This is a genomic window from Microcystis wesenbergii FACHB-1317 (assembly GCF_014696875.1).
GTDB lineage: Bacteria > Cyanobacteriota > Cyanobacteriia > Cyanobacteriales > Microcystaceae > Microcystis > Microcystis wesenbergii_A.
On record NZ_JACJQV010000196.1, the window covers coordinates 21274 to 45826 of the forward strand.

28 protein-coding genes and 1 pseudogene are annotated in these 24553 nt (G+C 43.9%); 13 read left to right on the forward strand and 16 right to left on the reverse strand.

Annotation, left to right across the window (positions count from 1 at the left end):
- Positions 1–439: 439 nt before the first annotated feature.
- From H6F92_RS19845 to H6F92_RS26850, 9 genes are all read left to right on the forward strand, one after another.
- Entirely contained in the window at positions 440–1468 is a 1029-nt protein-coding gene (locus H6F92_RS19845; protein WP_002787228.1) for a chlorophyll a/b binding light-harvesting protein, read from the forward strand.
- Positions 1469–1734: 266 nt separating this feature from the next.
- Positions 1735–2247: a flavodoxin FldA gene (gene fldA / locus H6F92_RS19850; RefSeq protein WP_002760221.1), complete on the forward strand. Its 513-nt coding sequence runs from the start codon at positions 1735–1737 to the stop codon at positions 2245–2247.
- 132 nt (positions 2248–2379) lie between these two features.
- Positions 2380–3123 (forward strand): alpha/beta hydrolase, encoded by a 744-nt coding sequence (locus tag H6F92_RS19855; RefSeq protein ID WP_190359189.1) that lies wholly within the window; start codon positions 2380–2382, stop codon positions 3121–3123.
- Between the two features lie 19 nt (positions 3124–3142).
- Positions 3143–3502, forward strand: a complete 360-nt coding sequence (locus tag H6F92_RS19860; RefSeq protein ID WP_002787222.1) for a hypothetical protein — start codon at positions 3143–3145, stop codon at positions 3500–3502.
- A 90-nt stretch (positions 3503–3592) separates the two neighbouring features.
- Positions 3593–3952, forward strand: a complete 360-nt coding sequence (locus tag H6F92_RS19865) for a hypothetical protein (RefSeq protein ID WP_190359190.1) — start codon at positions 3593–3595, stop codon at positions 3950–3952.
- Positions 3953–4116: 164 nt separating this feature from the next.
- A complete protein-coding gene (locus H6F92_RS19870; protein ID WP_190359203.1) occupies positions 4117–4422 on the forward strand; it encodes a hypothetical protein in 306 nt (101 codons plus the stop codon).
- Between the two features lie 132 nt (positions 4423–4554).
- On the forward strand, positions 4555–5115 hold the full coding sequence (locus H6F92_RS19875; protein WP_002742223.1) for a Crp/Fnr family transcriptional regulator: 561 nt from the start codon (positions 4555–4557) through the stop codon (positions 5113–5115).
- A gap of 11 nt (positions 5116–5126) precedes the next feature.
- Positions 5127–5378 carry a hypothetical protein gene (locus H6F92_RS19880; protein WP_002742221.1) on the forward strand — a complete coding sequence of 84 codons (252 nt, stop codon included), beginning with the start codon at positions 5127–5129 and terminating at the stop codon, positions 5376–5378.
- A gap of 48 nt (positions 5379–5426) precedes the next feature.
- A complete protein-coding gene (locus tag H6F92_RS26850) occupies positions 5427–5615 on the forward strand; it encodes a hypothetical protein (RefSeq protein WP_265795866.1) in 189 nt (62 codons plus the stop codon).
- Here H6F92_RS26850 and H6F92_RS19885 read toward each other — a convergent pair.
- The 9 genes and pseudogenes from H6F92_RS19885 to H6F92_RS19925 form a co-directional block, all read right to left on the reverse strand.
- A complete protein-coding gene (locus tag H6F92_RS19885) occupies positions 5585–6568 on the reverse strand; it encodes a methyltransferase domain-containing protein (protein WP_190359191.1) in 984 nt (327 codons plus the stop codon). The genes H6F92_RS26850 and H6F92_RS19885 overlap by 31 nt on opposite strands.
- Positions 6569–6684: 116 nt before the next feature.
- Positions 6685–6993 (reverse strand): DUF5132 domain-containing protein, encoded by a 309-nt coding sequence (locus H6F92_RS19890; RefSeq protein WP_002742215.1) that lies wholly within the window; start codon positions 6991–6993, stop codon positions 6685–6687.
- A gap of 237 nt (positions 6994–7230) precedes the next feature.
- The gene (locus tag H6F92_RS19895) at positions 7231–7395 is read right to left on the reverse strand and encodes a hypothetical protein (protein WP_002742213.1); all 165 of its coding nucleotides are present in this window, start codon (positions 7393–7395) and stop codon (positions 7231–7233) included.
- A pseudogene (locus tag H6F92_RS19900) lies at positions 7392–8417 on the reverse strand (HAD-IC family P-type ATPase); the annotation flags it as partial. The gene H6F92_RS19895 and the pseudogene H6F92_RS19900, both read right to left, overlap by 4 nt.
- 77 nt (positions 8418–8494) lie before the next feature.
- On the reverse strand, positions 8495–9739 hold the full coding sequence (locus tag H6F92_RS19905; protein WP_242030199.1) for a P-type ATPase actuator domain-containing protein: 1245 nt from the start codon (positions 9737–9739) through the stop codon (positions 8495–8497).
- 11 nt (positions 9740–9750) lie between these two features.
- Positions 9751–10299, reverse strand: a complete 549-nt coding sequence (locus tag H6F92_RS19910) for an HMA2 domain-containing protein (RefSeq protein ID WP_002742210.1) — start codon at positions 10297–10299, stop codon at positions 9751–9753.
- A 124-nt stretch (positions 10300–10423) separates the two neighbouring features.
- Positions 10424–10663, reverse strand: a complete 240-nt coding sequence (locus H6F92_RS19915; RefSeq protein ID WP_002742208.1) for a FeoC-like transcriptional regulator — start codon at positions 10661–10663, stop codon at positions 10424–10426.
- A 109-nt stretch (positions 10664–10772) separates the two neighbouring features.
- Positions 10773–13097, reverse strand: coding sequence for a Fe(2+) transporter permease subunit FeoB (gene feoB / locus H6F92_RS19920; protein WP_190359192.1), 2325 nt, complete (start codon positions 13095–13097; stop codon positions 10773–10775).
- A 42-nt stretch (positions 13098–13139) separates the two neighbouring features.
- Positions 13140–13775 carry a FeoA family protein gene (locus tag H6F92_RS19925; protein ID WP_190359193.1) on the reverse strand — a complete coding sequence of 212 codons (636 nt, stop codon included), beginning with the start codon at positions 13773–13775 and terminating at the stop codon, positions 13140–13142.
- A gap of 113 nt (positions 13776–13888) precedes the next feature.
- Here H6F92_RS19925 and H6F92_RS19930 point away from each other — a divergent pair, with 113 nt between their 5' ends.
- Both H6F92_RS19930 and H6F92_RS19935 read left to right on the forward strand, forming a co-directional pair.
- Positions 13889–14203: a hypothetical protein gene (locus H6F92_RS19930; RefSeq protein ID WP_190359204.1), complete on the forward strand. Its 315-nt coding sequence runs from the start codon at positions 13889–13891 to the stop codon at positions 14201–14203.
- A complete protein-coding gene (locus H6F92_RS19935; protein ID WP_190359194.1) occupies positions 14196–16061 on the forward strand; it encodes an ABC transporter ATP-binding protein in 1866 nt (621 codons plus the stop codon). The genes H6F92_RS19930 and H6F92_RS19935 overlap by 8 nt, the downstream gene beginning before the upstream one ends.
- 239 nt (positions 16062–16300) lie before the next feature.
- On the opposite strand, the gene H6F92_RS19940 is transcribed toward H6F92_RS19935, so the two are convergent.
- The gene (locus H6F92_RS19940) at positions 16301–17698 is read right to left on the reverse strand and encodes an amidase (protein WP_190359195.1); all 1398 of its coding nucleotides are present in this window, start codon (positions 17696–17698) and stop codon (positions 16301–16303) included.
- Between the two features lie 154 nt (positions 17699–17852).
- On the opposite strand from H6F92_RS19940, the gene pyrR reads away from it, so the two are divergent.
- Positions 17853–18386 (forward strand): bifunctional pyr operon transcriptional regulator/uracil phosphoribosyltransferase PyrR, encoded by a 534-nt coding sequence (gene pyrR / locus H6F92_RS19945; protein WP_190359196.1) that lies wholly within the window; start codon positions 17853–17855, stop codon positions 18384–18386.
- Between the two features lie 210 nt (positions 18387–18596).
- Here pyrR and H6F92_RS19950 read toward each other — a convergent pair whose 3' ends face one another.
- From H6F92_RS19950 to H6F92_RS19960, 3 genes are all read right to left on the reverse strand, one after another.
- Complete coding sequence (locus H6F92_RS19950; RefSeq protein WP_190359197.1) at positions 18597–19379, reverse strand: endonuclease/exonuclease/phosphatase family protein; 783 nt, start codon at positions 19377–19379, stop codon at positions 18597–18599.
- 205 nt (positions 19380–19584) lie between these two features.
- Positions 19585–21201 carry an ABC transporter substrate-binding protein gene (locus H6F92_RS19955; protein ID WP_190359198.1) on the reverse strand — a complete coding sequence of 539 codons (1617 nt, stop codon included), beginning with the start codon at positions 21199–21201 and terminating at the stop codon, positions 19585–19587.
- 529 nt (positions 21202–21730) lie between these two features.
- Positions 21731–22270 carry a pentapeptide repeat-containing protein gene (locus tag H6F92_RS19960; RefSeq protein ID WP_190359199.1) on the reverse strand — a complete coding sequence of 180 codons (540 nt, stop codon included), beginning with the start codon at positions 22268–22270 and terminating at the stop codon, positions 21731–21733.
- A gap of 69 nt (positions 22271–22339) precedes the next feature.
- Here H6F92_RS19960 and H6F92_RS19965 point away from each other — a divergent pair, with 69 nt between their 5' ends.
- Positions 22340–22957 carry a DedA family protein gene (locus tag H6F92_RS19965; RefSeq protein ID WP_190359200.1) on the forward strand — a complete coding sequence of 206 codons (618 nt, stop codon included), beginning with the start codon at positions 22340–22342 and terminating at the stop codon, positions 22955–22957.
- A 56-nt stretch (positions 22958–23013) separates the two neighbouring features.
- Here H6F92_RS19965 and H6F92_RS19970 read toward each other — a convergent pair whose 3' ends face one another.
- The 3 genes from H6F92_RS19970 to H6F92_RS19980 form a co-directional block, all read right to left on the reverse strand.
- On the reverse strand, positions 23014–23316 hold the full coding sequence (locus H6F92_RS19970; protein WP_190359201.1) for an RNA recognition motif domain-containing protein: 303 nt from the start codon (positions 23314–23316) through the stop codon (positions 23014–23016).
- Between the two features lie 296 nt (positions 23317–23612).
- Complete coding sequence (locus H6F92_RS19975; RefSeq protein WP_190359202.1) at positions 23613–24254, reverse strand: PEP-CTERM sorting domain-containing protein; 642 nt, start codon at positions 24252–24254, stop codon at positions 23613–23615.
- Positions 24255–24352: 98 nt separating this feature from the next.
- On the reverse strand, positions 24353–24553 hold a 201-nt coding region (locus tag H6F92_RS19980), incomplete at its 5' end, for a transposase (protein ID WP_190356372.1).

Sequence of the window (24553 nt, forward strand, 5' to 3'; positions counted from 1 at the left end):
ACGCAGTTTAAATTCAGTACAGCTTACCACAACCGACAGCGAGGCGAGTGGCACCAGTGGGTATTTTATCGAATAAAAAAGATATTTCAGGTTAAAAATGAAATAAAAAGCGTAAATAAGCTTAAATATGCTCTTTAATGCCTAATTATAGGCTTGTTTAAGTGATGACAAGCTAATTATCCTCTAGTCTTCGTTAAAAATTAATTAGTAATTATTCTCAATTATTTGAGGCGATTACTCTAGCTGCGATCCAAGATTCATGCTGAAAAGCCTTGATTGTCAAAGGCTGATCAGGCTAAAAATACTGAGGCATCAAAGGATACCGAGCAACTGTAACAATTCTTAACTTGACTTTATTGAGAATTATTCTAGACTAAGACTTAAAGCTTATTGCATATAATTATTAATAAGCTTGGTTCTATTTCCGTTAAAAGATGCCATGCAGACCTACGATAATCCTCAGATCGAATACGACTGGTGGGCAGGAAATGCCCGTTTTGCCGATAAATCAGGCTTATTTATCGTTGCTCACGTTGCTCAAGCTGCTTTAATCGCTTTTTGGGCAGGAGCCTTCACCTTATTTGAAATTTCCCAGTATCGCCCCGATATAGCCATGGCAGAACAGGGCTTAATTTTACTGCCGCACCTGGCCACTTTAGGCTTTGGAGTTGGAGAAAAGGGGCAAATCATTGATATCTATCCCTTTTTCGTGATTGGCTCAATTCATCTGATTTCTTCGGCAGTTTTGGGAGCAGGAGCCTTATTTCACCTGTTAAGAGTCCCAGAAACCCTGAAAGATTCCTCCGGTCCAGGGAAAAAATTCCATTTCGATTGGAGTGAACCCCGACAATTAGGAGTTATTCTCGGTCATCACCTGCTCTTTTTAGGTATAGCTGCATTATTGTTAGTGGCCAAAGCTATGTACTGGGGGGGATTATACGACGCAACTATCGGCGCTGTCCGAGTCGTTAGTGAACCAACCCTCGATCCTTGGGTTATCTATGGCTATCAAACCCACTTTGCTACTGTGGACAATCTCGAAGATTTAGTCGGTGGTCATATCTACGTCGGTTTAATGTTAATTGGGGGCGGTATCTGGCATATTATCGTTCCCCCGCTTAAATGGGCGAGAAATGTGCTGATTTTCTCTGGAGAAGCCATTTTATCCTATTCTTTGGGCGGAATTGCCCTAGCTGGTTTCGTGGCCGCCTATTTCTGTGGGGTAAATACCCTCGCTTATCCAGTCGAATTTTACGGGCCAATTTTAGAAGTGAAGTTAGGAATTGCTCCCTACTTTGCCGACACGGTGAAATTGCCCTTTGGAGTACATACGGCGCGCTGTTGGTTAGCTAATGCCCACTTTTTTCTCGCTTTCTTCTTTTTACAAGGTCATCTCTGGCACGCTTTACGCGCGATGGGTTTTGACTTTAAACGAGTAGAAAAAGCCTTAAATGCGATAGAAGCCTAGTTTTTTTGAGGAAAATTAGGATAAATTATCGATTTTCCTAATTTTCCCCGCTGATCAATCTTTCTAACTGTCCCTTATGCCTTACTGTACCTGTTGTAACACCAAATTGCTGCATCACATTGGACGCTCTCGCTCTTATTGGTACTGTAGTTCTTGCCGGCAGGAAATGCCAGTTTCAGAGGGAGAAAACTGTAATCAGGGGCTTTATTCCCTATCAAGGAGAATTAAGAGTTAAACTCACTTATTTCGCAACAAGGACAAATTTTATGGCAAAAATTGGCTTATTTTTTGGCACGCAAACCGGCAAAACCGAAACGGTGGCGGAAATGATTCAGAAAGAATTTGGAGGTGAGGCAATTGTAGAATTACACGATATCTCCTCCGCTTCTACCGAGGATTTTGCCCCCTACGATGCCCTGATTATCGGTTGTCCCACCTGGAATATCGGCGAATTACAAAGCGATTGGGAGGGTTTTTACGATGAATTGGATGACATTGATTTCGTCTCCAAAAAGGTCGCCTATTTCGGGATGGGGGATCAAATCGGTTATGCGGATAACTTTCAAGATGCTCTGGGGATACTGGAAGAAAAAATCGCCTCCCTGGGGGGTAAAACCGTCGGTTACTGGCCGACAGAAGGTTACGATTTTAACGAGTCGAAAGCCCTAAAAAATGGCAAATTTGTCGGTTTAGCCCTCGATGAAGACAACCAATCCGATTTAACTGAACAACGGATCAAAACCTGGGTCGCGGGACTTAAGGGCGAATTTGGCGTTTAGTTAGCTATCAATCAGTTATCAGTTATCAGTTATCAGTGAATAGTATTAAGTGGCTAGTTCGCAGCTTTCTTTTCACCAATTACTGATTACTGTTTACTGATCACTGAAAAATCCCCTATATCCTTGATTATTATGTCTCGATTACCTGATGCAGTTTGGATTAATGTTAACCCCAGTTTTCGCCGTTTTGATCGCCCGGTGTTGGATTTTTTAGCCAGGGAAGTTGCGATCGCTGATTGGCAATACTGTCAATCTCTTGATCAGCCAGCTTCTCTTGATATTGCCTTGGTATTAATACAAGATTACCTGAAACAATGCGAGCGACCGCTGCATTTAGTCGGCCACGGCACGGGGGGATTAGTAGGATTACTGTATGCGCGTCGTTATCCGGAAAGGGTAAAATCCTTAACTTTGCTCTCTGTGGGAGTCTATCCGGCGATCGATTGGCAAGCTCATTATTATGTGCTATCAAAATTACTGCCTTGTTCTCGTCAAACTTTGCTCAATCAATCGGTTCACAATCTTTTTGGTCATCAATCCTGCGCTTTAACCCAAGAATATCGCTATCTTTTGGAAGAGGATTTATTATTGTCCCTTTCTCCCCATAATCTCTATCAGAATGCCCATTTCGCCCCGGGGACAGTTCCCGTACCCCTGTTAGTCTGTGGAGGAGATATCGATACGATTATCGATCGGCATTTATTGCAGGGATGGCAACCCTGGTTAAAGTCAGGCGATCGCATTTGGAGTTGTCACAAAGGGCGTTATTTTTTTCACTATTCCCACCCCTACAGCGTCAGTCAAGAGATTTTTAGTTTCTGGCGATCTCTAGTTCCACAGGAATTTCTTTCTGAGCAAACTGTAATTATTCCTTAATTGACAAAAATCGAGATTTATGTTAAGGCTAATACCGCTCTTTTGTCCGATCGCAATCTGGATAACGCTGCTGTTCTTTTTTACTGCTCTTTTTCTTGCTGTTGCCCAAGGGCGCCGGCAGTTGCAAAAGCTGCATCGGATTCCCTGTAGTCGCTGTGTTTTTTGTACTGGAGATTATCGCTTGAAATGTGCGGTGCATCCAATGCGTGCCTTTTCGGAAGAGGCGATCGATTGTCGGGATTTTGAGCGAGAAATTCAGGAAAATCCCCTTAATTCTCTCCCCTTGCTGACGGTAACTTTTCACTGGCTATGGAGTGTGTCTAAGCAGAGTATAGTCAGTCTAAAAAATAGGGGGGATGATTACGGACTCAACCCTTGATATACATGGCTTATAGATATTGACACAAAATCAAAAAAGGATGCTAGGCTAAAGGAGTCAGGTAAATTGTCTAGAAATGGAGCGTGAATTATGTCAGGAAGAGGTGGATGGCGCGGTGGCGCAGGACGTAAAAGAGCGTGGCAAAATGGAGAAACTCAGACTATCCGGGTTCCCATTGCCATTAAAGACCAAATACTCGATTTTAGCCAACAATTAGACCGAGGAGAGGCATTTTCCCCCAGAGACTTGCCGCTATTGCTAGAGGAAATTCTCGCTCAGTGGGAAGTTAAATGTCAGGAGAACAATAGCGCAGAATGGCAACCAGTGCGTCAACTATTGGCAGAAATAGAAGCACTACTCGCTCAAGAAACAGAGTTTAAGAGAGGACACGGGAGAAGTAAAGCCCATTGTGGCGTTTTTCGTCATTATAACCTAGATTCTGGCTGTTAAGTCGAGAATATCGTCGATAATCCCTGCTTTTAAAACGGGGAAACCTCCAGTTTGAGCGGTAAGCTATCAGCGTTGAGCTTGCCGCTAGAGGATTTGAGCGCATTTTTTTCTCAGACATCAGCCCTCCTTTGCTAAAATGATAATGATTATCGTTTTAACTAGCAATGGTCAATCAGATTGAGTATCCCCGAGCAGAAAGCCCCGTTATCGAGGAAGATTCGCAAAAAATCGTAAAAATACGCCATACTTGCGCCCATGTCTTAGCAATGGCCGTACAAACTCTCTTTCCTGAAACCAAAGTCGCTATTGGTGACTATTCATGGTTGCGGGGGAAATCTCATAACTTCATTATCACACAGTTGCAAATAATTATCAATTGGTTGAAAGCTAATCGCGATCATTCTCAGTCTCGATCGAGGGGATATTTCGAGGTGAAATCTTGGTCTTTGGCTGTTGACAGCTTTGAATGAGGGGTATAAGGAAGCTCATCTTTGGTAAGTCCCATCAGTTGGAGGAAATTTTTCTGGAAGATCCCTGTTGATTTTATTGAGAAAATTATGCAATAATTAGAGGAGAAGGTAATTCTACTAGCGGTGGTACTTATGCGGGAACCTCTCGTCACTCGTCTATTTCAACCCCGTGACCCCCTACCCTCGCGTCTGGATGCTCTTTGGTTAATCAATCGCGGTGTGGTTAAGGTGATGACGTGGGATGAGGAAGGAGAAATCGTCATCCTCGGCTATTGGGGAGAAAATGATGTGGTCGGCCGTCCCCTATCGCAGATTCAACCCTACGAGATGCAGTGCTGCACTAGCGTTGAAGCTACTTGTCTTCCTCTTGAACGGGGTAGCAGTCTTTCCTCGGCTCTCTGTCGTCACGTTCAACAAACTGAGCATTGGCTCTGTTCCCTGCGTCGCGATCGGCCTAGGCTGCGTTTTCTGAAAACTCTAATTCAATTATCGCAAAAGTTCGGTCGTCCCGCAGAAACGGGCCAGCGTATCGATATCCGTTTCACTCATCGGGAATTAGCCGAAATGGTCGGGATGACCAGAGTGAGCATTACCCGACTCATCAATGAATTCGAGCAACAAGGTCTGATTTCTCGTGCGGGAGGACATATTATTGTTTTACCTTCTGCTGACACCCAATTTCATCCTTATTAGGAGATAAACCTATGGCGATTATTCACTGGGATAAATCGATTCTGACTTTTCATCTCAAAGAAATTATCGAAGATCACGAATCAGGAGATCGAACGGCTCTCTTTGGTTTGGGAACAATTGTTATCGGTGCGGTTGTGCTGCCAGCTGCGGTCAAATTAGGCCGACCAATTCTCAAACAAATTATCAAAAGTGGCCTATCTCTCCAAGCTCGATCGTCACTGATCAAAACTCCTACTATTCCCCACAACCCGATCAATAATTAATTGGATTGCCTCTAGTTAGGGTTTGTGGCAAAAAGTTTTTCCTGTGGGGTGTGGGGTTTTATCGATTTTGAGGGGGTCAATTACCTAATTTTCAGGGAAAAAGTCCAGGGATTTTACCCCCGATCACTCCAAGGGTTGGCACTTTTTGAAGAAAAAAAAGTCCAAAAGTCTTACCCAACAAGATTTTTAGATTTATTCAGCAAACCCTACATAACTGAGGTAAGAGACTCTTGCTGACTTGGTTGCAGATTCGATTTAGCGCGAACAGCGCGGAACATCCCAAAACGACATAAACCCGTGCCAAAGGCCAAACGCATCAGCAGAATTGTCGGCACTTCTCGGACGGATTTAACCAACCCAGTTAGACCAAATTGCCACCAACCTTGGGGACGAATCACCCCCTGCCAAATGGTATCAATCCAAGAGGGTAGAGTGGCTGTTGTCCAGTCAGCAGTCATCACTTCCCCATCTACCAATCCCGTGGCCGCTAACTGTTCGGCAAAACCTTCGATACTGGCAAAAGCGGGGTGAGACCACTGATCCAAAAGTTGGCGCATTACGGGACGTTCCCAGAAATTAAGCGGTTTTTGACGGTCATCTCGCTGATTCCAGTCCGCTACCACCAAGACTCCCCCTGGTTTGAGAACTCGCAGTAATTCCCCAGCAAAAACGGCTTTGTCCGGCATATGGGGACCGGCTTCAATTGACCAGACCACATCAAAACTCTCGTCAGGAAAAGAAAGGTCCATGGCATCATCGACCAAAAAGCGAGCATTTAAATCTGGGGGTGTTAGTTCTTTGGCCCGTGCCACTTGTTTGGGACTAATAGTGACACCGGTAACGGCAAATCCGTAGTCGCGGGCCAGAATGCGACTGCTGCCACCAATACCACAACCGACATCGAGGAGAGTTGCACCGGCGGGTAATTTATCCAAACCTCCCCAAGAGACCATTTCCGCCACAAAGTCGGCTTTTGCCGCTAGAAAGTCTTTTTTTTCTGGTGGGGAACCGTAGTGACCTAAATGGATGTGTTCCCCCCAATAATATTCTAAAATCCCGTCCTCAGTCCATTGGTCGTAGGAATTGGCCACCGAGTCTGATGATTGGTACTTGCGAGAGGAAACAAAATAGACGACGATAGCGATCGCTAGGAGTAACCCTAAAGATGATGTCACCAAAAGTATATTCATTCAATCCTGCTGGGCAAACTGACACAAAGCTTAATAACTCTTAAAGATTATATAACTTTGAGGTTCTGCGGGTTGAGGGCCAACAGGGTTGAGTGACTTTGGTTACTCACCAGAAATTAACTATCGCGTAATGAGGGTTCCGAATTAACCCCACTGGGTAGAACCACTTGATGATCGCGTTCGGCTATGACTTCTGCTTTGGCCTCGGCGACGATATCCCCCAGCACTTCTGCTGTTTCGGCCAAGGAACTCTTAGTTTTTTCGTAGAGAACAACGCCAGTTTTAATCGTTGCTTTGGCGACCGGTTTCAGTAAAGAAATCACGGTGGGGGCCAACAGCAGCGCACCGATTCCGAAAACGATCGCTTTCCCTGGAGTAATTTGTGCTAGTTTTCTCGTTTGTTCTAACATCTGTGTTTTTTCCATGAGCTTTAAACCATTGATTTTGTTGCCTTCAGTCTGTAGATAGCAAAAGTTTTTAACTTAGAAGCATTATCTACCTACGAGTACCATTATAGAATAGTTTTTGAGGGAATATTATTAAGTTTTTTTTCAAGAGAATATAGCCTAGATATTCACCTATCAGTTATTAGTGGATGGGTCAAGACTTCCCCAGATACCGACTCTTAAACCATCATAACAATCTTTGATTTTTATGATGGTTTAATGTCTATTATCACCTCGCTCGAATTCTTCTAATGGAAAAGAACGGGAGGAGAGAATATTTTCTAAATCCAGTCGGTTATAGATGGCTTTAATTAACTTTTTGCTCAATTTTTTAGTAACTTTTTTGGCAATTTTATTAGCTAATTTATCATATTTACTCATGGAGTCTCCCTTTGACCTTGTAGTTGATGAAAAACCAGAGGACGCAAACTATTTAAACCGGCAATAATTGCTGTCCCGTTATGAATTGCGGTGGCTAAAAGTGGATTAAGACCGATGCTAGTGGCCAAAACGAGGGCGACTAAATTCGGGGCGACCACTAGAAAAATATTTTGTTCAATTAAAGCTTTAGTTTCTTGGGCAATAGCGATCGCCTCTAGTAAACTGCTCAGATCATTATTCATCAGTACCACGTCGGCGGTTTCTCTTGCCACTTCCGAACCCTTCTCGAAAGAAATCGACACATCTGCATAGGCCAAAGCCACGGAATCATTGAGACCATCGCCAACAAAAGCGACTGTATGGCCAGAGCGATGCAATTCTCGAACTATTTTAGCCTTTTGTTCGGGAAAAGCCTCAGCATGAACCTGGCCAAAGGGAATATTTAACGCTTGCGCCACTTCTTTCGCCCTTTGTTGATTATCCCCCGTCAACAGATGCACAGTCATGCCATAATCTTGCTGTAGGCGATCGATTAACCAACGACTATCGGCACGCAAAGGGTCAGTATAGTGGATTACCCCCTGAAATTGCCCATTACAGGCGAGATAATTGCGAGACACCCAAGCACTGGCGGGGTTGGCTAAATCACCGCCAAATTCGTCTAAATTGACCCCTTGCTGGCGTAAAAACTTGTCACTGCCCACCAATACCTGATTACCATCAATTTCTGCCCGCATTCCTAGTCCTAACTGGTAATCCCAATCTCCCCTCGGTAAGATTTCCACACCCTGGCGCTGGGCATAATTAGCGATCGCCATAGCGACGGGATGGGTGATCCTTTGTTCGGCCGAGGCCGCTAATTGGAGAATTCGTTCTGGGGATAAGCGGCCAGGGATAGTTTCCACTCCCACCACCATCACTTCCCCCGTGGTCAAAGTTCCCGTCTTATCAAAAACAATCGTATCGATATCTGCCAATAACTCCAAAGTTCTGCCACTGCGTACCAAAACCCCGTGACGGGTAGGGCTGATTCATTCTCTAGTTTGATTCCTTGTTTGTCTGTCTTCAATCGCTTACGGGGCAAGCAAAGCAAGGCATTTTAAAAATTTTTCAGATATTTGTTCTGAGAAATTGACTGAAAACCTTGCCAGATAAGGATTTGATTGAATGACATTTGCGAGAATGAAACGACCCTACCGTGACGGGTGGTATGATTCAACGCACCTAAAAAAGCTGTAGGTAAAGATACCCGAATCCCCGTGACAAAATCGAGGGTGAGAATAGCGGCGGCCCGGGCAGCATCTCGGGTGGTGAGAAAAATTAGTGATGCTAACCCTAAAGAAGGCAAAATCAGGCGATCAGCCAGATTAGCGGCATAATTGGCCATGCGGGTATCATGGACAGGAGCTTTTTGCAGAAGTTCGATACTGGCAGCGGCGCGAGTTTGTTGACCGACTCGTTCACAGGTGAGGCGGATCTGACCGGAACGAACTAAGGTGGAGGCATAAACGAGAGTTCCTTTTCGGGCGACAATAGGCAAGGATTCCCCGGTTAGTTGCTGTTGGTCGATTACCGCTTCCCCTTGCCAGACTGTGCCATCAACGGGGATGCTTTCCCCGGGATAAACCACCACTGTCTCGCCAATTTGGACAGCATCACTGGTAATTTGCTTGATTTCGCCGTCTTTTTCCACCCAAGCGTAATGACCGATTGTATCTAATAAATTAGCCGTTCGTTTTTCCGTTGCCCTAGCGGTACGATCGCGAATAATGTCCCCCAATTCATGGAGGGTGATAATCAGGGAAGGTGTCAATAATTTCCCTTGAAAACCGCTAAAAATCAGGGCTAAGAGGTCTAAACAATCGATATTTAGTTTACGCTCTCCGAAGATACTTTTCAGCGCCCGGGCTGCCACGGGAAAAGCTGCGGCTAAAAGGACGCTTCTGGCCAAGATGCTCAAACCGGGTTGGGGAAAACGTTGACAGGCGATCGCAAGGAGGGTGGCGGCGGTAGGAAGGGCAAGGTTAGACCATTCTTCTTTACCTAGTTTTTGGGGCTTGTCTGGCTCGATCGAAGACTCGTTGGGCTGATTGAGCATTTTTTGCCAAAGCGAGCCAAAATCCCTGTTTATTTCAGGGGTGAGGGCGGGAGCATACTCGATCACCAGAGAGGCGGCGGCGGCGTTGATGCGGAAATGGGTAATGGCGGGATGGGAAGTTAATTTTTGTTCTAAGGTCTTGACAAAATGCCTATCAGATGCTAGGCGGGAAATTCGCAAGCGCAGCCGACCAGGGAGAGAGTGAACAACGCTTACGGAATTGAGGGAAAGTTTGCTTAAGTTCATCGGAGTAAAATCTAGCTAGTTTCAAGATTACTGTCAGAATTGGCTAAATTAAGTAGATTGATCAGACGAAAGCCTAAATCTAACTCGGAGAGGCCGGCTGCTTCGTAGGTAATTGCCAGAGAGGCAGCGGTAGGATTAAGGCGATGACTAAGAACAATTGTCTCAGCTGCGAGGAGGTGGTTTAATCTTTTAGCAAAGGCAGCATCTTGACTTAAACGGTCGATACGAAGGCGAATTCGTCCCGGTACCGAGTGAACAATGCGACAACCCGGTATTATTTCCTGATTGCTATAATCTGGGCTTTTTTCGGCAGTTTTTGGGTCACTGGTGAAGGGAGATTTTAACTGTTGGAAAATTTGTCGCGAGATACTGGCTACGGCTAAATTAACTAATAGTGCATTGGCCCCTCGCAGTTGAAAACGACTGGTAATAAATAATCCCATTAAAACTGGAATAATCATCTCCACTTCATTATGTTCTCGCAGAAATTCGGCCAATTGTATTTGCGGATCCTCGCTGGTGGCCGATTGTGTCGAGACAATTTCTGTGTTAGTGATCATAATTTTATCTCCTACAAAAAGATAGTAAGTAGTCGTGCAAAATAAATTTCCTAGTGAAGATGGGCAAAAGGCAAAAGCTTTATCGAAATGTGTAATTAATTTTGCCTAGGTACTTATTCAACTCTTAGTTGTTTGTCCCTGTGGAATTGCCCTCAATCCATTCGTAAAAAGCCATAGATTCCGGGGAACAACGGCTGCATCCTCCGCATTTTTCTAGGGAAATCAGGCGAATTCGCCCTTTTTTCAGCAAGCGATCGAGCATGGGACTTAAGGCATCCGCTGACATCCGAAAGTGTGTAGATAAGTCAGACAGAGATGCTTTCTGATTTTTGGCAAGATAAGCCTGTATATCGGTTAAAATCATGGTTTATAAGCGAAAAAAATCGAGAAAAGTTACTTGATTGCGGTGGGTTACGGCGAATCTAAATAATTAATTAGTTGCCTAGCTTTTTGTCGCCTAACCCACCCTACTTTTAAATTGCCGGACGGTTGATTTTTCGGGGAGGGAGATTTTTTAAGGTGAATAAAACCCCGACTACGGTTAAACCCATCAAGACTATCCAAAAGAGAGAAAACCCCGGATGTCGAGAAAAAGTGGCGATTTGATAGAAGGAAGTGGCAACAATATAGGCCATTCCTGTGGTCCAGAGGGCAATAAAAACAGTCCAACCGGCATTAGTTTCGCGATATACGGCCGATGTGGCCGAAACACAGGGAAAATAGAGCAGAACAAACAAAAGATAGGCAAAAGCACCCGCTTGACCATCAAATCTTTTCGCCATCGCCCCAAAGATTCCTAAATCTACCTCTTGCTTCTCGGCAGCCGTTTTTTGATCTTGCACATCACCAATATTCAAACCCAAGGGATCAAGTAATTGATTGGGTAATTGCGCTAAATTGGCGGGAATAGTGGCGATAGCTGCCTTAATTTGCCCCCAAAAGTCGAATTTTTCGGCTGCTACCCCCTGATTAGGGTTATCTTCCCCCGCTAGTTGGCTGTAAATTGAGTTTAAGGTTCCTACCATCGCTTCTTTGGCAAAAACTCCCGTAAAAATGCCCACCGTTGCCGGCCAATTTTGCTGCTCTAGTCCCATGGGTGAGAAAATAGGAGTTACAGCTTTACTGGTGGCACTTAAAACCGATCGCTCGCTGTCTTGATTACCAAAAGAACCATCAAAACTGACGGAGTTGAGTAGTCCCAAAATCATCACCATTAAAACGATAACTCGTCCAGCTTTCCATAAAAACGCTTGCAGACGTTCCCAAGTGCGAATTAAAACCCCTTTTAGACGCGGTAGATGATAGGGAGGCAATTCCATAATAAAGTGACTGACTTCTCCCTTGAGTAGGGTTTTTTTCATCACCAATCCCGTCAAAATAGCGGCGAGAATTCCTAAGATATAAAGACCAAAAACGATGTTTTGACCACCTATAGGGAAAAAAGCCGCCGCAAATAGGGCATAAACAGGTAATCTGGCCCCACAGGACATAAAAGGGTTCATCATAATCGTCATTAAACGATCGCGGGAATTTTCCAGGGTCCTGGTGGCCATAATTGCCGGCACACTGCAACCAAATCCCACTAGCATGGGAACAAAGGATTTACCAGGCAATCCCACCAAACGCATCAATCGGTCCATGACGAAGGCTGCCCGGGCCATATAGCCAGAATCCTCTAAAATTGACAAAAAGAGGAACATAAAGCCAATTACGGGGATAAAAGTGGCGACGGTTTGCACACCTCCCCCCGCTCCATCAGCGAGCAGAGCAATTAGCCAACCCGGGGTATGAATTGTTTGTAAAACTTGGGCAAAACCATCGACAAAGATAGTCTGGGCAGTTAAATCGAAGAAATCGATAAAGGCAGCACTAACATTGATGGTAAACAAGAACATTAGGTACATTACGCCCAAAAATATCGGAATTCCCCACCAGCGATCGAGAACAATCCGATCAAGGCGATCGGACATGGTATCATTTATCTGTCCAGTCCGTTGAGTGGCTCCCTGGGTAACTTGCTGAATAAAGCCATAACGAGTATCAGCAATTAAAATATCGAGGTCTTCCCCTAAAACTTGGTGTATTTGTCGTCTATGCTTGACGATAATGCTTAATAGTTCCTGTGAACTCAATTCTGGGGCGATGCGATCCTCGTATTGCAGTAGATTTAAAGCGGTCCATCTTGGCTCAACGATCCTTTTACTGCTATGGTCGTTAATGTAGGTAACAATCTCGTTCAGAGCTTCTTCAATTACCGCAGGATAAGCCACATAAGCAGCAGTATGGCTAATATTACTGACTAATTGCCCAATTTTTTGCTTTAATTCTCCGATTCCTTCCCCTTTAACCGCACTAATCGGCACGACAATTGCATCCATGCGAACGCTTAAGAGTTGCGGATTAACCACAATACCCCTAGTTTTGGCCACATCCATCATATTCAGGGCAATCAACATCGGTAAACGCATCTCCATGATTTGGGTAGTCAGGTAGAGATTGCGCTCTAAATTAGAAGCATCGACGATATTAATCACTAAATCCGCTTCTCCTGACAGTAGATAGTCCCTAGCGACTAATTCATCCATTCCCGTTTCCCCTTCTTCCACATCGAGGGAATAGACTCCGGGTAAATCCACAAGGGTGATATCTTCCCCGTTAACTTGAAATCGTCCCTCCTTGCGATCGACTGTTACTCCCGGCCAGTTGCCGGTCCGTTGATTGGCCCCTGTGAGAGCATTAAAAAGGGTAGTTTTGCCACAGTTAGGATTGCCAATTAAGGCGATAATCGGTTTGACCATAATTTAGGATATTGAGTGACGAATAGGCTGAGATGATTAAATTTAGCTTTCTGGGTCTATTTCTTCGACGATTAAAGTGTCTGCCTCCTGTTTACGCAGACTGAGATGAAATCCCCGCACTCGAATCTCGACGGGATCCCCCAAAGGTGCCACACGAATGACGGTAAACTCTGTCCCCGGAGTTAATCCCATTGATAACAATTTTCCTTTGTATCCGCGCAATGCTCGGTCATAACCGACGACTTTACCCGCTTTTCCTATGGGTATCTCCCGCAGAAATGTTCTTACTTCAGTTAGGTCTTTTTTAGGTTCCAGTTTTTTCGGTTGACTGTCACTAACGAGGATTTTTTCGGCCATTTCTGCCCCGATACCGATACGATTGTCTTGAATGCCAATTAAAACTGATCCCCTCGGTTGGGAGCTAATTACCTGTAATTGAATGCCGGGGTTTAATCCCATACCTAGGAGTCGATTAATCCCTCCTGTCCCCTGAAATCCCACTAACCAGACGGTTTTTCCCATTTCCACTTGTGCGAGGGGATAGGTGGCAGCCAAGTCATTACCCGTGGGAGTGACATTATCTAATTCTGTCTTTTTACCACCCCAACGAAAAAATTGGGCTTTATTTGCCGATTTTTCTGGTTTTTCTGGTTGATTAGGTCTAATTTTATCGTCCATGCTTTTCTTATCTCCAAAGGTAAGGCAATGAAGGTCTTTCATTCAAGAGTGACAATAATTTCTTGATAGCTCATCGAGTTTACTGAAGTAGCCAAAGGGTGAGAACTGCGCTAATGTCAGCCTCAGTCAACGGTTTTGAAACTGTCTCGAAATTGCGATCTCTAAAACAAATGCTAATTATTCTCAATTACCAGTGTAATCCCAAAGGGGAGACAGAAAAGAAAAATATTTCTTTAAAAAAGTCACAAGTCTCCGATAAATGGCGATCGCTCAGAGACGAAAATCTTCTTAATGCCGAAAAATTCTCCCTTGCAAGGGAGATTCCCCCAGCTATCTACCAATTAATTGCATCCAGCTACTGGGAACAGAAAAAGCTATATTTAATAAGTAAATCGAATCTGTCTTTCTGTTTAAAGACCTATGGATAACAAAATTCTCGACGTTCACCATCTCACCGTTGAATTTTCTAATCAGAAAAGAACAACAGTCGCCGTTAATAACATTAGTTTTAGCTTGCAGAAAGGTCAAGTTCTCGGTTGTGTGGGGGAGTCGGGTTCAGGAAAATCTGTCACCTCCCTCGCACTCATGGGATTGGTTCCCTCTCCGGGAAAAATTACCGGGGGAGAAATTTGCTTTCGTCCGGCAAAAGGTCAGTCAATGCAAGTAGTAGATTTATTATCTATTCCCCCAGAAGAATTGCGTTATTATCGCGGGGGAGAAATGGCGATGATTTTCCAAGAACCAATGAGTTCTCTTAATCCAGTCTATAACATCGAGTTTCAACTCACCGAAGCAATTTTACTGCATCAAAAAGTCACACCCGAACAGGCAAAAAATCAAGCCATCTCTCTACTGCAAGAAGTGCGCTTATTACCCAGTGATGAACAGTTGGAGGAGCAGTATATAGAAACTTTTCCCTTAGAAAATAAAGGTCATGTCAGAGAAAAAATTAGAACTTATATTCAGGAACAAAAAGAGGCAATTCTCAAGCGTTATCCTCACGAATTATCGGGGGGACAATTACAAAGGGTAATGATTGCCATGGCGATTTCTTGTAATCCTACCCTATTAATTGCCGATGAACCAACCACCGCTTTAGATGTGACTGTCCAAGCAGAAATATTAAGATTATTACGCGATTTGTGTAAAAGCGATCGAGAAATGTCAATGGTTTTTATCTCCCACGATTTAGGAGTTATTAACGAAATTGCCGATCAAATTGTCGTGATGTATCAAGGAGAAATTGTCGAACAGGGACCGAAAGAAGAAGTATTAAATTATCCCCAACATCCCTACACAAAAGGTTTACTTGCCTGTCGTCCCCGCTTAAACTCTCGTCCAGAAAAATTACCCACCGTCAGCGATTTTTTACAAGTGGAAAAAGACTCTCAAGGTAAGATTATTGACTTACAGGAAATTACTCCACCAGCAGTTAAATTTATTACTCTCCAAGAAGAAGAAAGCAGAATCGCAGGTTTACAGAATCACGAGAATATTTTATCGGTAGAAAATTTATCGGTTAGATTTCCAGTTAAGGGAGTTTTCGGGCAAGTAAAGACCTTTTTTAATGCCGTAGATCAGGTCAGTTTTGCCGTTAAACGGGGGGAAACCCTGGGTTTAGTCGGTGAGTCGGGCTGCGGAAAATCTACCTTAGCAAGGACAATTCTGCGCTTAATTCCTGCCACTTCTGGAGATATCTATTTCCAAGGAGAAAATCTCGCTAAATTAAACCCCAGCGATCCAAAATTAAGACTACTGCGCCGGGAATTACAGATAGTTTTTCAGAATCCCTACAACTCCCTAAATCCCCGTTTATCCATCGGTAAAGCAATTTTAGAACCGATGGTTATTCATCATACCGGCGGCAATTCCCAAAAACGAGTAAAATATTTATTAGAACGAGTTAAACTTGATCCTAATTGGTTTGATCGCTATCCCCATCAATTATCAGGAGGACAACGACAAAGGGTTTGTATTGCCCGCGCTTTAGCCTTAAATCCTCAGTTTATTATCTGTGATGAATCTGTCTCTGCTTTAGATGTTTCCGTACAAGCGGGAGTCTTAAATTTACTCAAAGAATTACAGCAGGAATTTAATCTCACTTATATCTTTATTTCCCACGATTTAAGTGTCGTCAGATTTATGAGCGATCGGATTATGGTGATGAATAAAGGTAAAATTGAGGAAATGGGTACAGCTAACCAAATTATTAACTCTCCCCAAAGTGATTACACGCGTAAACTTATCGCTTCTATTCCCCAATTTACCGAAAGTCTTGCTAGTTAAGTAGCTGGTTATAATTGAATTAAAAATGGATTTTAGCTTCGATCCCCCCTGCCCCCCTTGATAAGGGGGGTGCCGATAGGCGGGGGGATCCCCCTTGATAAGGGGGGTGCCGATAGGCGGGGGGATCCCCCTTGATAAGGGGGGTGCCGATAGGCGGGGGGATCCCCCTTGATAAGGGGGGTGCCGATCCCCCCTGCCCCCCTTGATAAGGGGGGTGTCTGACAACTTTTAACACCTACCTACTTAAAATTAGCCATCAAACCTAAAGGATTAGCTGCCTCTAATTGTGCCGATAAACCTAACAAAGTGATTTCATCAGCAGGTTTACCCACTAACTGGATTCCCACAGGTAAACCCTGACTATCAACTCCCGTTGGTAAAGCAATTGCGGGCAAACCACTCGCATTAGCAATCGGGGAAGGGGCAATCCAACCAATCATCTTATTAACCGCTGCTTCCGGTGGTAAATTTTCCCACTCACCAATTCCGGGAGGTTGATGTAGGAAAATAGGCAAAAGTAAGACATCAAAATTATCAAACATCGCCACAATTTGCCGCGAAATAACGTGCATCTGCTGCACTGCTTGCAGGTACTCCCCCGCGCTGCCAGAATTCTCTAATAACCATTGATTAAGAGGACTTAATAACTGCTTAGGAATTCCCGTCGCTGCCGTTCCCGCTTGCCAAATACGGCGAAAAGGAGCGATTAAAGCCTGTAAATCGGGAGAATACTCGGTTAAGTGATGCCCCATACCCTCTAAAATTTTAGCCGTAGCGAGGACAGCATTTTTATAAACGGAAGCCGCCTCGCCGAAGGGGGATACGGAAGTAGAAAAAGCGATTCTTAGGGGTTTTATGCCTCTCTGAGTGGCTTCTAGGAAAGAAAAGGGCGGATCGGGTAGCCAGTAGGGATCGCCCGTCGTATAGCCCGAAATCACGGTAAGCAGCGCCGCCCCATCTGCCACCGTCTTAGAAAGAGTGCCGTTAGTGGCGATACCGCTTTGAAATTCCCCCACCGGGGCATAGGAAACGCGCCCACGACTGGGTTTTATCCCCACCAAACCGCAACAACCCGCCGGAGTACGCACCGAACCGCCACCATCGGAACCCTGGGCAATCGGGCAGAAACCCGCCGCTACCGCCGCCGCCGCACCGCCACTGGAACCGCCTGCGGTATAATCGCGGTTGAAGGGGTTACGAGTCGGCAAAAAACCCGGATTTTCGGTGTAGGGAAAGGAACCTAACTGGGAAGTGGCAGTTTTGCCCAGAAGGATAAAACCCGCCATTTTCATTCTGGTGACGATTCCTTCGTCGTATTGGGCAATATTTCCCTGTAAAGCGGCGACTCCGTAACTAACTGGCATTCCGGCGACGGCATTTAAGTCTTTAATGGCGGTGGGAACTCCAAAAAAAGGCGGTAATTCGGCAGTATCGGTGATTTGACTTAATTGTTCTGTTTGGGCGCTGGCGGTTGCCAGGGCGCTTTCCCCGGCGACATGGACAAAACTACCGATTTGACTGTCAAATTTTTCAATTCTGTCGAGGTATAAATGGGTTAATTCTAGGGGGGAGATTTGTTTAGTGCGAATCAGTTGGGCTAATTCTAGGGCAGATTTTTGCAATAATTCATCACTCATGAGCGATCGAGTTAAAATAGGTAAGTGAAGATAATTATATTCGTTAGTGGGAAGATGGTTTTAAAGGAAAAAAGAAAAAGCAAAAAGCAAAGAAGACATTGAAGTAAAAATTTCCCCGTTTCCTATCCCCTATCCCCCCTTGTCTTTGAAAATTATGACCCCACAGTTAATTGAAATTCTCTCGGCTGAAGAAATTCGTCGCACTATTACCCGTTTAGCTTCCGAAGTTATCGAAAAAAGTGGCGATTTAAATAACTTGATTTTGATCGGTATCTACACGCGAGGAGTGCCTTTAGCTAATTTAATTGCTAATCAAATTGAGAGCTTAGAAGGGGTAAAAGTTCCCGTAGGAGCGATCGATATTACCTTCTATCGCGACGATCTTGATCGCATTAAAACTCGCACTCCTGCCAAAACCAAAATGCCCCTAGATGTCACGGGAAAAACCGTGATTTTAGTCGATGATGTTATCTATAAAGGTCGCACGATCCGCGCCGCTTTTAATGCTATTATTGAGTATGGCAGACCGCAAAAAATCCGCTTATTAGTCCTCGTTGATCGTGGTCATCGGGAATTACCAATTCACCCAGATTTTACGGGCAAAAAACTACCCACCGCAGCCGAGGAACAGGTAAAAGTTTATCTACAAGAGATTGACGGCAAAGATGGGGTGGAATTAATCAAATAAACAGAGGATTGGTAACTAATCCCCGGAGGAAAATAATAATCGCCCCTTGATAAGGGGGGGGGGCCGATCCCCCCTTAATCCCCCCTTATTAAGGGGGGCATCTGATAATTTTTAACGCCTACCTACTTAACAAATTTAACCATCGAATTACTAAAATCTGCTGAAGCTTTTACCCTCTATATATTTGCTAAATAAAAAAATCATCTATTTTTAGGGCAAGGTAAAAGCAGCAATTACGGGATAATGATCGGAGGGAATAAGATTCAGCCAACGGCAAGGATCGACTTTTGCCCAATCTAACTGCAAACGGCTATCATAATAAATGGTATCGATGGCTAAATAGGGGGTATCGGTGTAATTATTAAAGCTCATTTGTTCTGCTAATTCCAAATCGGCTAAAGCGTCCTTTAATTGAATTTCTGACTGGAGAGGTTGAGTTAAAATCTGACGGGGTAATTGCTGAGAATTAACATTAAAATCCCCCGTTAAAAATAGGTAATCTTCTGTTAAATCTAGTTGACAAAAACGCTCCTGTATGCACTTAGCACCTAAGTCCTTAGCTTTGTCGCTATAGTAATCGAGATGGGTGTTATAAAACTGCAAAGTTTGCCCCTCAAGAGTGCGAAATTTAGCACCTGTTACCATGCGGGGATAAGGATTACCCCAAGCTTCGGTAATACTGCCAACAATATCGGGAGTTTCTGATAGCCAAAATTCGTATATTTCTAAACATTTTAACCGACTTGGTTGATATAAAATCGCACAATGTTCATCTAATCCTGTCCCCCTGCGATCACTACCTAAACTTTGGTATTTTGGCAATAAACGGTGTAGATCCAATAGTTGATTAGCGCGAGCTTCCTGAGTACCAATTATATCGGGAGAATAGTGAGCAATTAGAGCCGCTACTGCTTCCCTTCTTACTCGCCAATTACGCTCATCGGGATCGGGTTTATCGTAGCGAATATTAAAGGACATTGCTGTTAGTTTCATAGAAAAATGGAGAATGGGGAAGGAAATTATGAATTAGGGAGTGGAGAGTTTTGTCAGTGAACAGTAAACAGTAAACAGTAATCAGTGAACTGAAAACTCACATCTGATAACTGATAACTGATCACTGATAACTGATCACTGATAACTGATAACTGATCACTGATAACTGATCACTGATTCAAGACTGACTCCTAATAATTAATTATCAGGATTTTTTGGCAATTGTCCAAAAGGGAAAAGTCTGACTGGGATTGATGATAACTCCCGTGATGCCATGGCGAGCAAAAGCGTATTCCTTGGTTTGCCAAAGGGGAATATAGGGAACTTCATCGGCGAGAATTTCTTGAATTTTGCCAAAAATCTGCTTTCTTTTGGCTGGGTTACTTTCCCGACGGGATTGTGCGATTAATTGATTCATTTCTTGACTGTAAAAAAATGAGCCTTGACTTTGCGATCCTCCTTCTTCGCAGCCAGTTTCTGTGGAACCTTTAGCACAATCTAAAAAGGGATAAATATAGTTATCTGCATCCAAAAAATCGGGATACCAATTAGATAGAGCAGTGGTATAAAGTCCCCGGCTAATATTACGGAAAAATGCCGCTCCTAGGATACTATTGGGTTCAAATTGAATCATATTATCTAAATCCCGTTTTGCTAGAGCTTTCATCACTGCCGCCACGCTGCTGGAAGTGATCGATCCCGAGGAGTGCCAAACTTCTACAATTGCGGGTTTTTCTGGACTATAACCAGCAGTTTTTAGTAATTGTTTTGCTTGCTCTATATTATGGTTGCCATAGCGCTCTTTAAACACCGGTTGTGACTCGGAAAAAGTAGTAGGAATGAGACTAAAAAGAGGTATCCCTTGACCTTGTAAAATGCGATCATTAAGTAGATCTCGATCGACTAGAGAAGCAATTGCTTGTCGCACTAAAATATTATCGGTGGGTTCACTTTTGAGATTGACGCTCATAAAGTTAATTGCTGCCCCAGAAGATTCCAGTGCTTGCCATTTTCCCTGGGCTGCTTCTGTGCGTAATTTTCTCACTTGAGGAGGGAGTAAAGATTGATAAGCAATATCCACCGCACCTGTTTGAAAACCGTTAAATAAATTGGCAGGATTCGAGAGATAAATTTGCACATTAACTCCCTTATTTTTGGCCGGTTCTCCCCAATAGCGATCAAAGGCTTCTAAACTAAAAGAATCGCTAGTAACTGCTTTTAATTGATAATGTCCTGTGCCGATAAATTCTTCGGGTTTAAATTTACCCTCGCCAATTTGATAAAATTTGGGTGAAACTGCACAGGCTCCGGGATAAGCTAAAAGAGCAGGAAAGGCGGCAAAAGGTCTGGTTAATTTAATAGTAATTTCGTCTTCTTTGGTAGCAGTGATTTTATCAATTGTATCCCGGAGAAGAAAGGAAGGTTCACCACCATTTTTGATAAATCTTTCTAGGGAAAACTTCATCGCCTCTGCGTTAAAAACCGTGCCATCATGAAAAATAACTCCTCGACGTACTGGGATAGTATAAGTCAAACCATCGGGGCTAATTTGGGGTAATTCCGTGGCCAGGAGAGGCTTTAAATTAGTGGTTCCTTCGGCGTAGGTGTAGAGAGTTTCACCGAGATTATAAATAATAAAAAGTCCCGCTAACTCATAACTATCGGCAGGATCGATCGAGCGTGGTTTTAGGGTTGTTCCGATTATCAGGCGATCGCTATCCCGTGGGGGTAAATTGGAATTAGTGGACTGACAGCCCACGGTCAGAAGAAGACAGAGGCAAAATAAACTTAAATAGCGATAAAGTTGGCGTAAAGGTCTCATCGATAGCGATTAACGGCAGCTAGGTATCAATCAATCCTATCATTTTTGTGCATAATCTTTTCCCCTAGGTCCCCTTAAGGAACTAGGTTGATTGCTTAATTGGTTGGGAAAAATTCTTCAATAACTGCACTAATTACCCAGACAATTAAACTAAATTTTCCGGTGGAGGATGACAAAAACTTGATCAATTTGGACAAGAAGAAGACCCTGGACAGCAAAGGGTTTAAATGGTTCAGAATAGCTGGAGCTATGGAGGCAGATAAACAGGGGAATGGGTCAGATTTTTCCACCTAGATCAGGTTCCAGCAACGAATTAGAAACTCATCTTCTTTTATAAACCTCTTGCATCATTAATTTTTCAGAGTTCAAAAACGGCAGAAATAAGGATTAAATGGCATAAAGTTTATAAATAGACTATTTAACTGATTATTATTCATTCTTAATTCTCCTGACTACTGACTACTGGCTACTGACTCCTAACCCTAACAACAATTTTTGATTTTTACAAGAGGTCTTATCTATCAGCCATTTAGGTTAATCCTGTCCCTTCTAAACAAGCTCGATCGAAAATTGCCCCCGGGGTTACTGCCGAGGCTAAACTAGCACAAAGAAGATTGGCATCAGTAAAATTTGTTCCCCGTAAAACCGCCCCGAAAAAAATTGCTTCCTCTAAATCGGTTGCCGACAGATCTGCTCCGGACAGATTAGCGCTAGTAAAATCCGCTTGGGTTAAAATCGCCCCGACAAAACTCGCTCCCCGGCCATCGACACCGCGAAAATCCGCCCCAGACAAATCTAGATGATTAAAAACCGCCCCGGCTAAAAAAGCGCCGGCCAAACTTGCCCCAGTGACGATCGCATCGAGGAGAATTGCCCCGCGTAAATCGGCATTCCGAAAATCTGCTCCCCTTAAATTTGCCCCCGTCAGGTCAGCACCGCGTAAATTTGCCCGTAAATTCGCCCCGGCTAGGTCTGCACCCGCTAAATCAGCCCCTGACAAGTTCATGCCCGCTAAATCTTTTATCTCACCCTGACGAATTGCTAATAAATCAATACTGGGAAAAGTCATGTTCAGCCACGGTTAAATACTGTAAAAATATCTTAGAATATTCGTAAACCTTTGTTAAGAAAGCGCTCCATGTCCCTAGAGCTATTATCCCTAGAAAATATTGAAGAAATCGCCCACCAATACGGGTACTGGGCAGTATTTATCGGCATCACCCTCGAAAATACCGGGATTCCCATCCCCGGGGAAACCATCACCATTGTCGGCGGCTTCCTTGCCGGTGGCGGTGATTTGAACTATTGGTTAGTTTTAGTCAGCGCAATTACAGGAGCAGTTTTGGGCGATAATTTTGGCTATTGGCTCGGTCGCGCTGGAGGTTGGCCGTTTTTGTTAAAAGTTGGCAAATTCTTTCGGATTCCGCCTCAAAAACTAGAATTAGCCAAGGAACAATTTAGTAAAAATGCACCCCGGGCGGTCTTTTTCGGTCGCTTCGTGACCCTGTTAAGAATCTTTGCAGGTCCCATGGCGGGAATTGCCCGAATGCCCTACGGTCGCTTTTTCCTCTGTAATCTCGGTGGGGCGACGGTGTGGGCGACGATTATGGTGACATTATCCTTCTTTTTAGGCCGTTTGTTCCCCTTGCACCAGTTAGTCAGTTCTATGGCTCGTTTTGGTATCTTGGCTTTAATTATCCTCCTGGCCTGGACAATTATCCACCCCATCCTTGAGTCACGGAAAACGGCGGTTTAAGGCCAGAAAAAGCGGTTATCAGAAATAACCGCTTCTGCAATTTTACAAGAATCTCTTTAACGTTCGCGGCGCCCGAAGTTTTTGCGCTCACCGCCGCCGCCACCACCAAAATTATCTTCTCTGGGACGAGCTTTATTGACTTTCATCTGTCGTCCCATCCATTCGGCCCCGTCAAGAGTTTCGATCGCCTTTGCTTCTTCCTCATCGGAGGACATTTCCACAAAACCAAAACCGCGCATTTTACCCGTTGCTTGATCTACGGGCAAGTAAACGCGACTAACCGTGCCGTATTCAGCGAATACGCCGTACAAGTCCTCTTTCGTGACTTCATAAACCAGATTACCAACGTAAATCGTCATGGATTGTCTCCCAATATCACAGCCATTTCGAGAAGGAGATCGGACACAACCCAGTCAAGGCCATCAGGGAAAAACCGCTTCTGTTTGAAACCAATGCTGCTACCGAACCTAACTACTCTCTCTAAACTAGCATAGCTTATCAGTGAGCAGTGAGCAGTGAGCAGTTATCAGTAGGAGTATGGAGTATTAATACCATTTTTCTTTATTCGTCGCCCTCACCCCCTACCTTCTCTCCCAGAACGGGAGAGAAGGTGAGGGCAATTAACCATCTCTGGCATTACTTGTCAAAAATGGCCTTAGACGGCAGTATCCTGGAAATTTTTAATCCCTGAGGGCTGAGATTTTTTCTTTAATGTGGCCATGGCACCACCAAGAGTTAAAATTGCCAACACTGTGCTAGGCTCTGGTATAGGTTTAAATGCTTGTGAACCGATACTTGTTCCGTTTAAATTAAGAGAAGCAACAATCCCATCCCCTGCAACTAAACCATCGGTTTCCAATTCAAAGGATAAATTGGCGGCTAATATATCTGAACGAGTAATTCCGAAATCAAAGGGTACAAAGCTATTGGTTATAGCAAAAGCATCGGGACCAGCTAAGATCAGATCGGCACCATTTGGAGAGGTTGAGCCAGGGGCGGTTGTAAAATTAGAAGACGATCCCGGTGACAATTTTTCAAAGAACAATGGAATGAATATAACTATGTCCCGATGAATAACGATAACAATATAGATGATCCTGCTAAGAGAAATTGGTTGAGTTCCCTTAGGATTAATAGCACTGAAACTCAAATTAAAAGTATCGCCTGGATTAAAAGTAGTAGGCAAAAAGCGAGAAAACTCAGTTTGATAACTGACAGTAGCGGCATCTGCTTTGGCACTATTAACCAATGCCAAGCTAACACCCAGTGCAAGACCTAGTGCGGAGAGTTTTTTCATGCTGGTATGAAGTTGTTGTAAGTCGATGTGACACGACCATATAAGTTTTTATTCAATCTGTCAAGCAATTTTGGCTCTTCGTTACTCTTTATACTAAATCAACAGACAAGATGCCAAGATAACATACTTCTAACCCAAAAATTCCGAAAGTTTCTCAAGCCATAGCCTCTCCGTTTTATTAGTTTCAGTTTATTGTTGATTCCCTCGACCACCCCATTCGTTGTCCTTTGCTCGAAATAACTAATTATTTCTCCAAACCAGTTTCGGATTGTTTGACAACTCTTGGTAAAAACACTGGA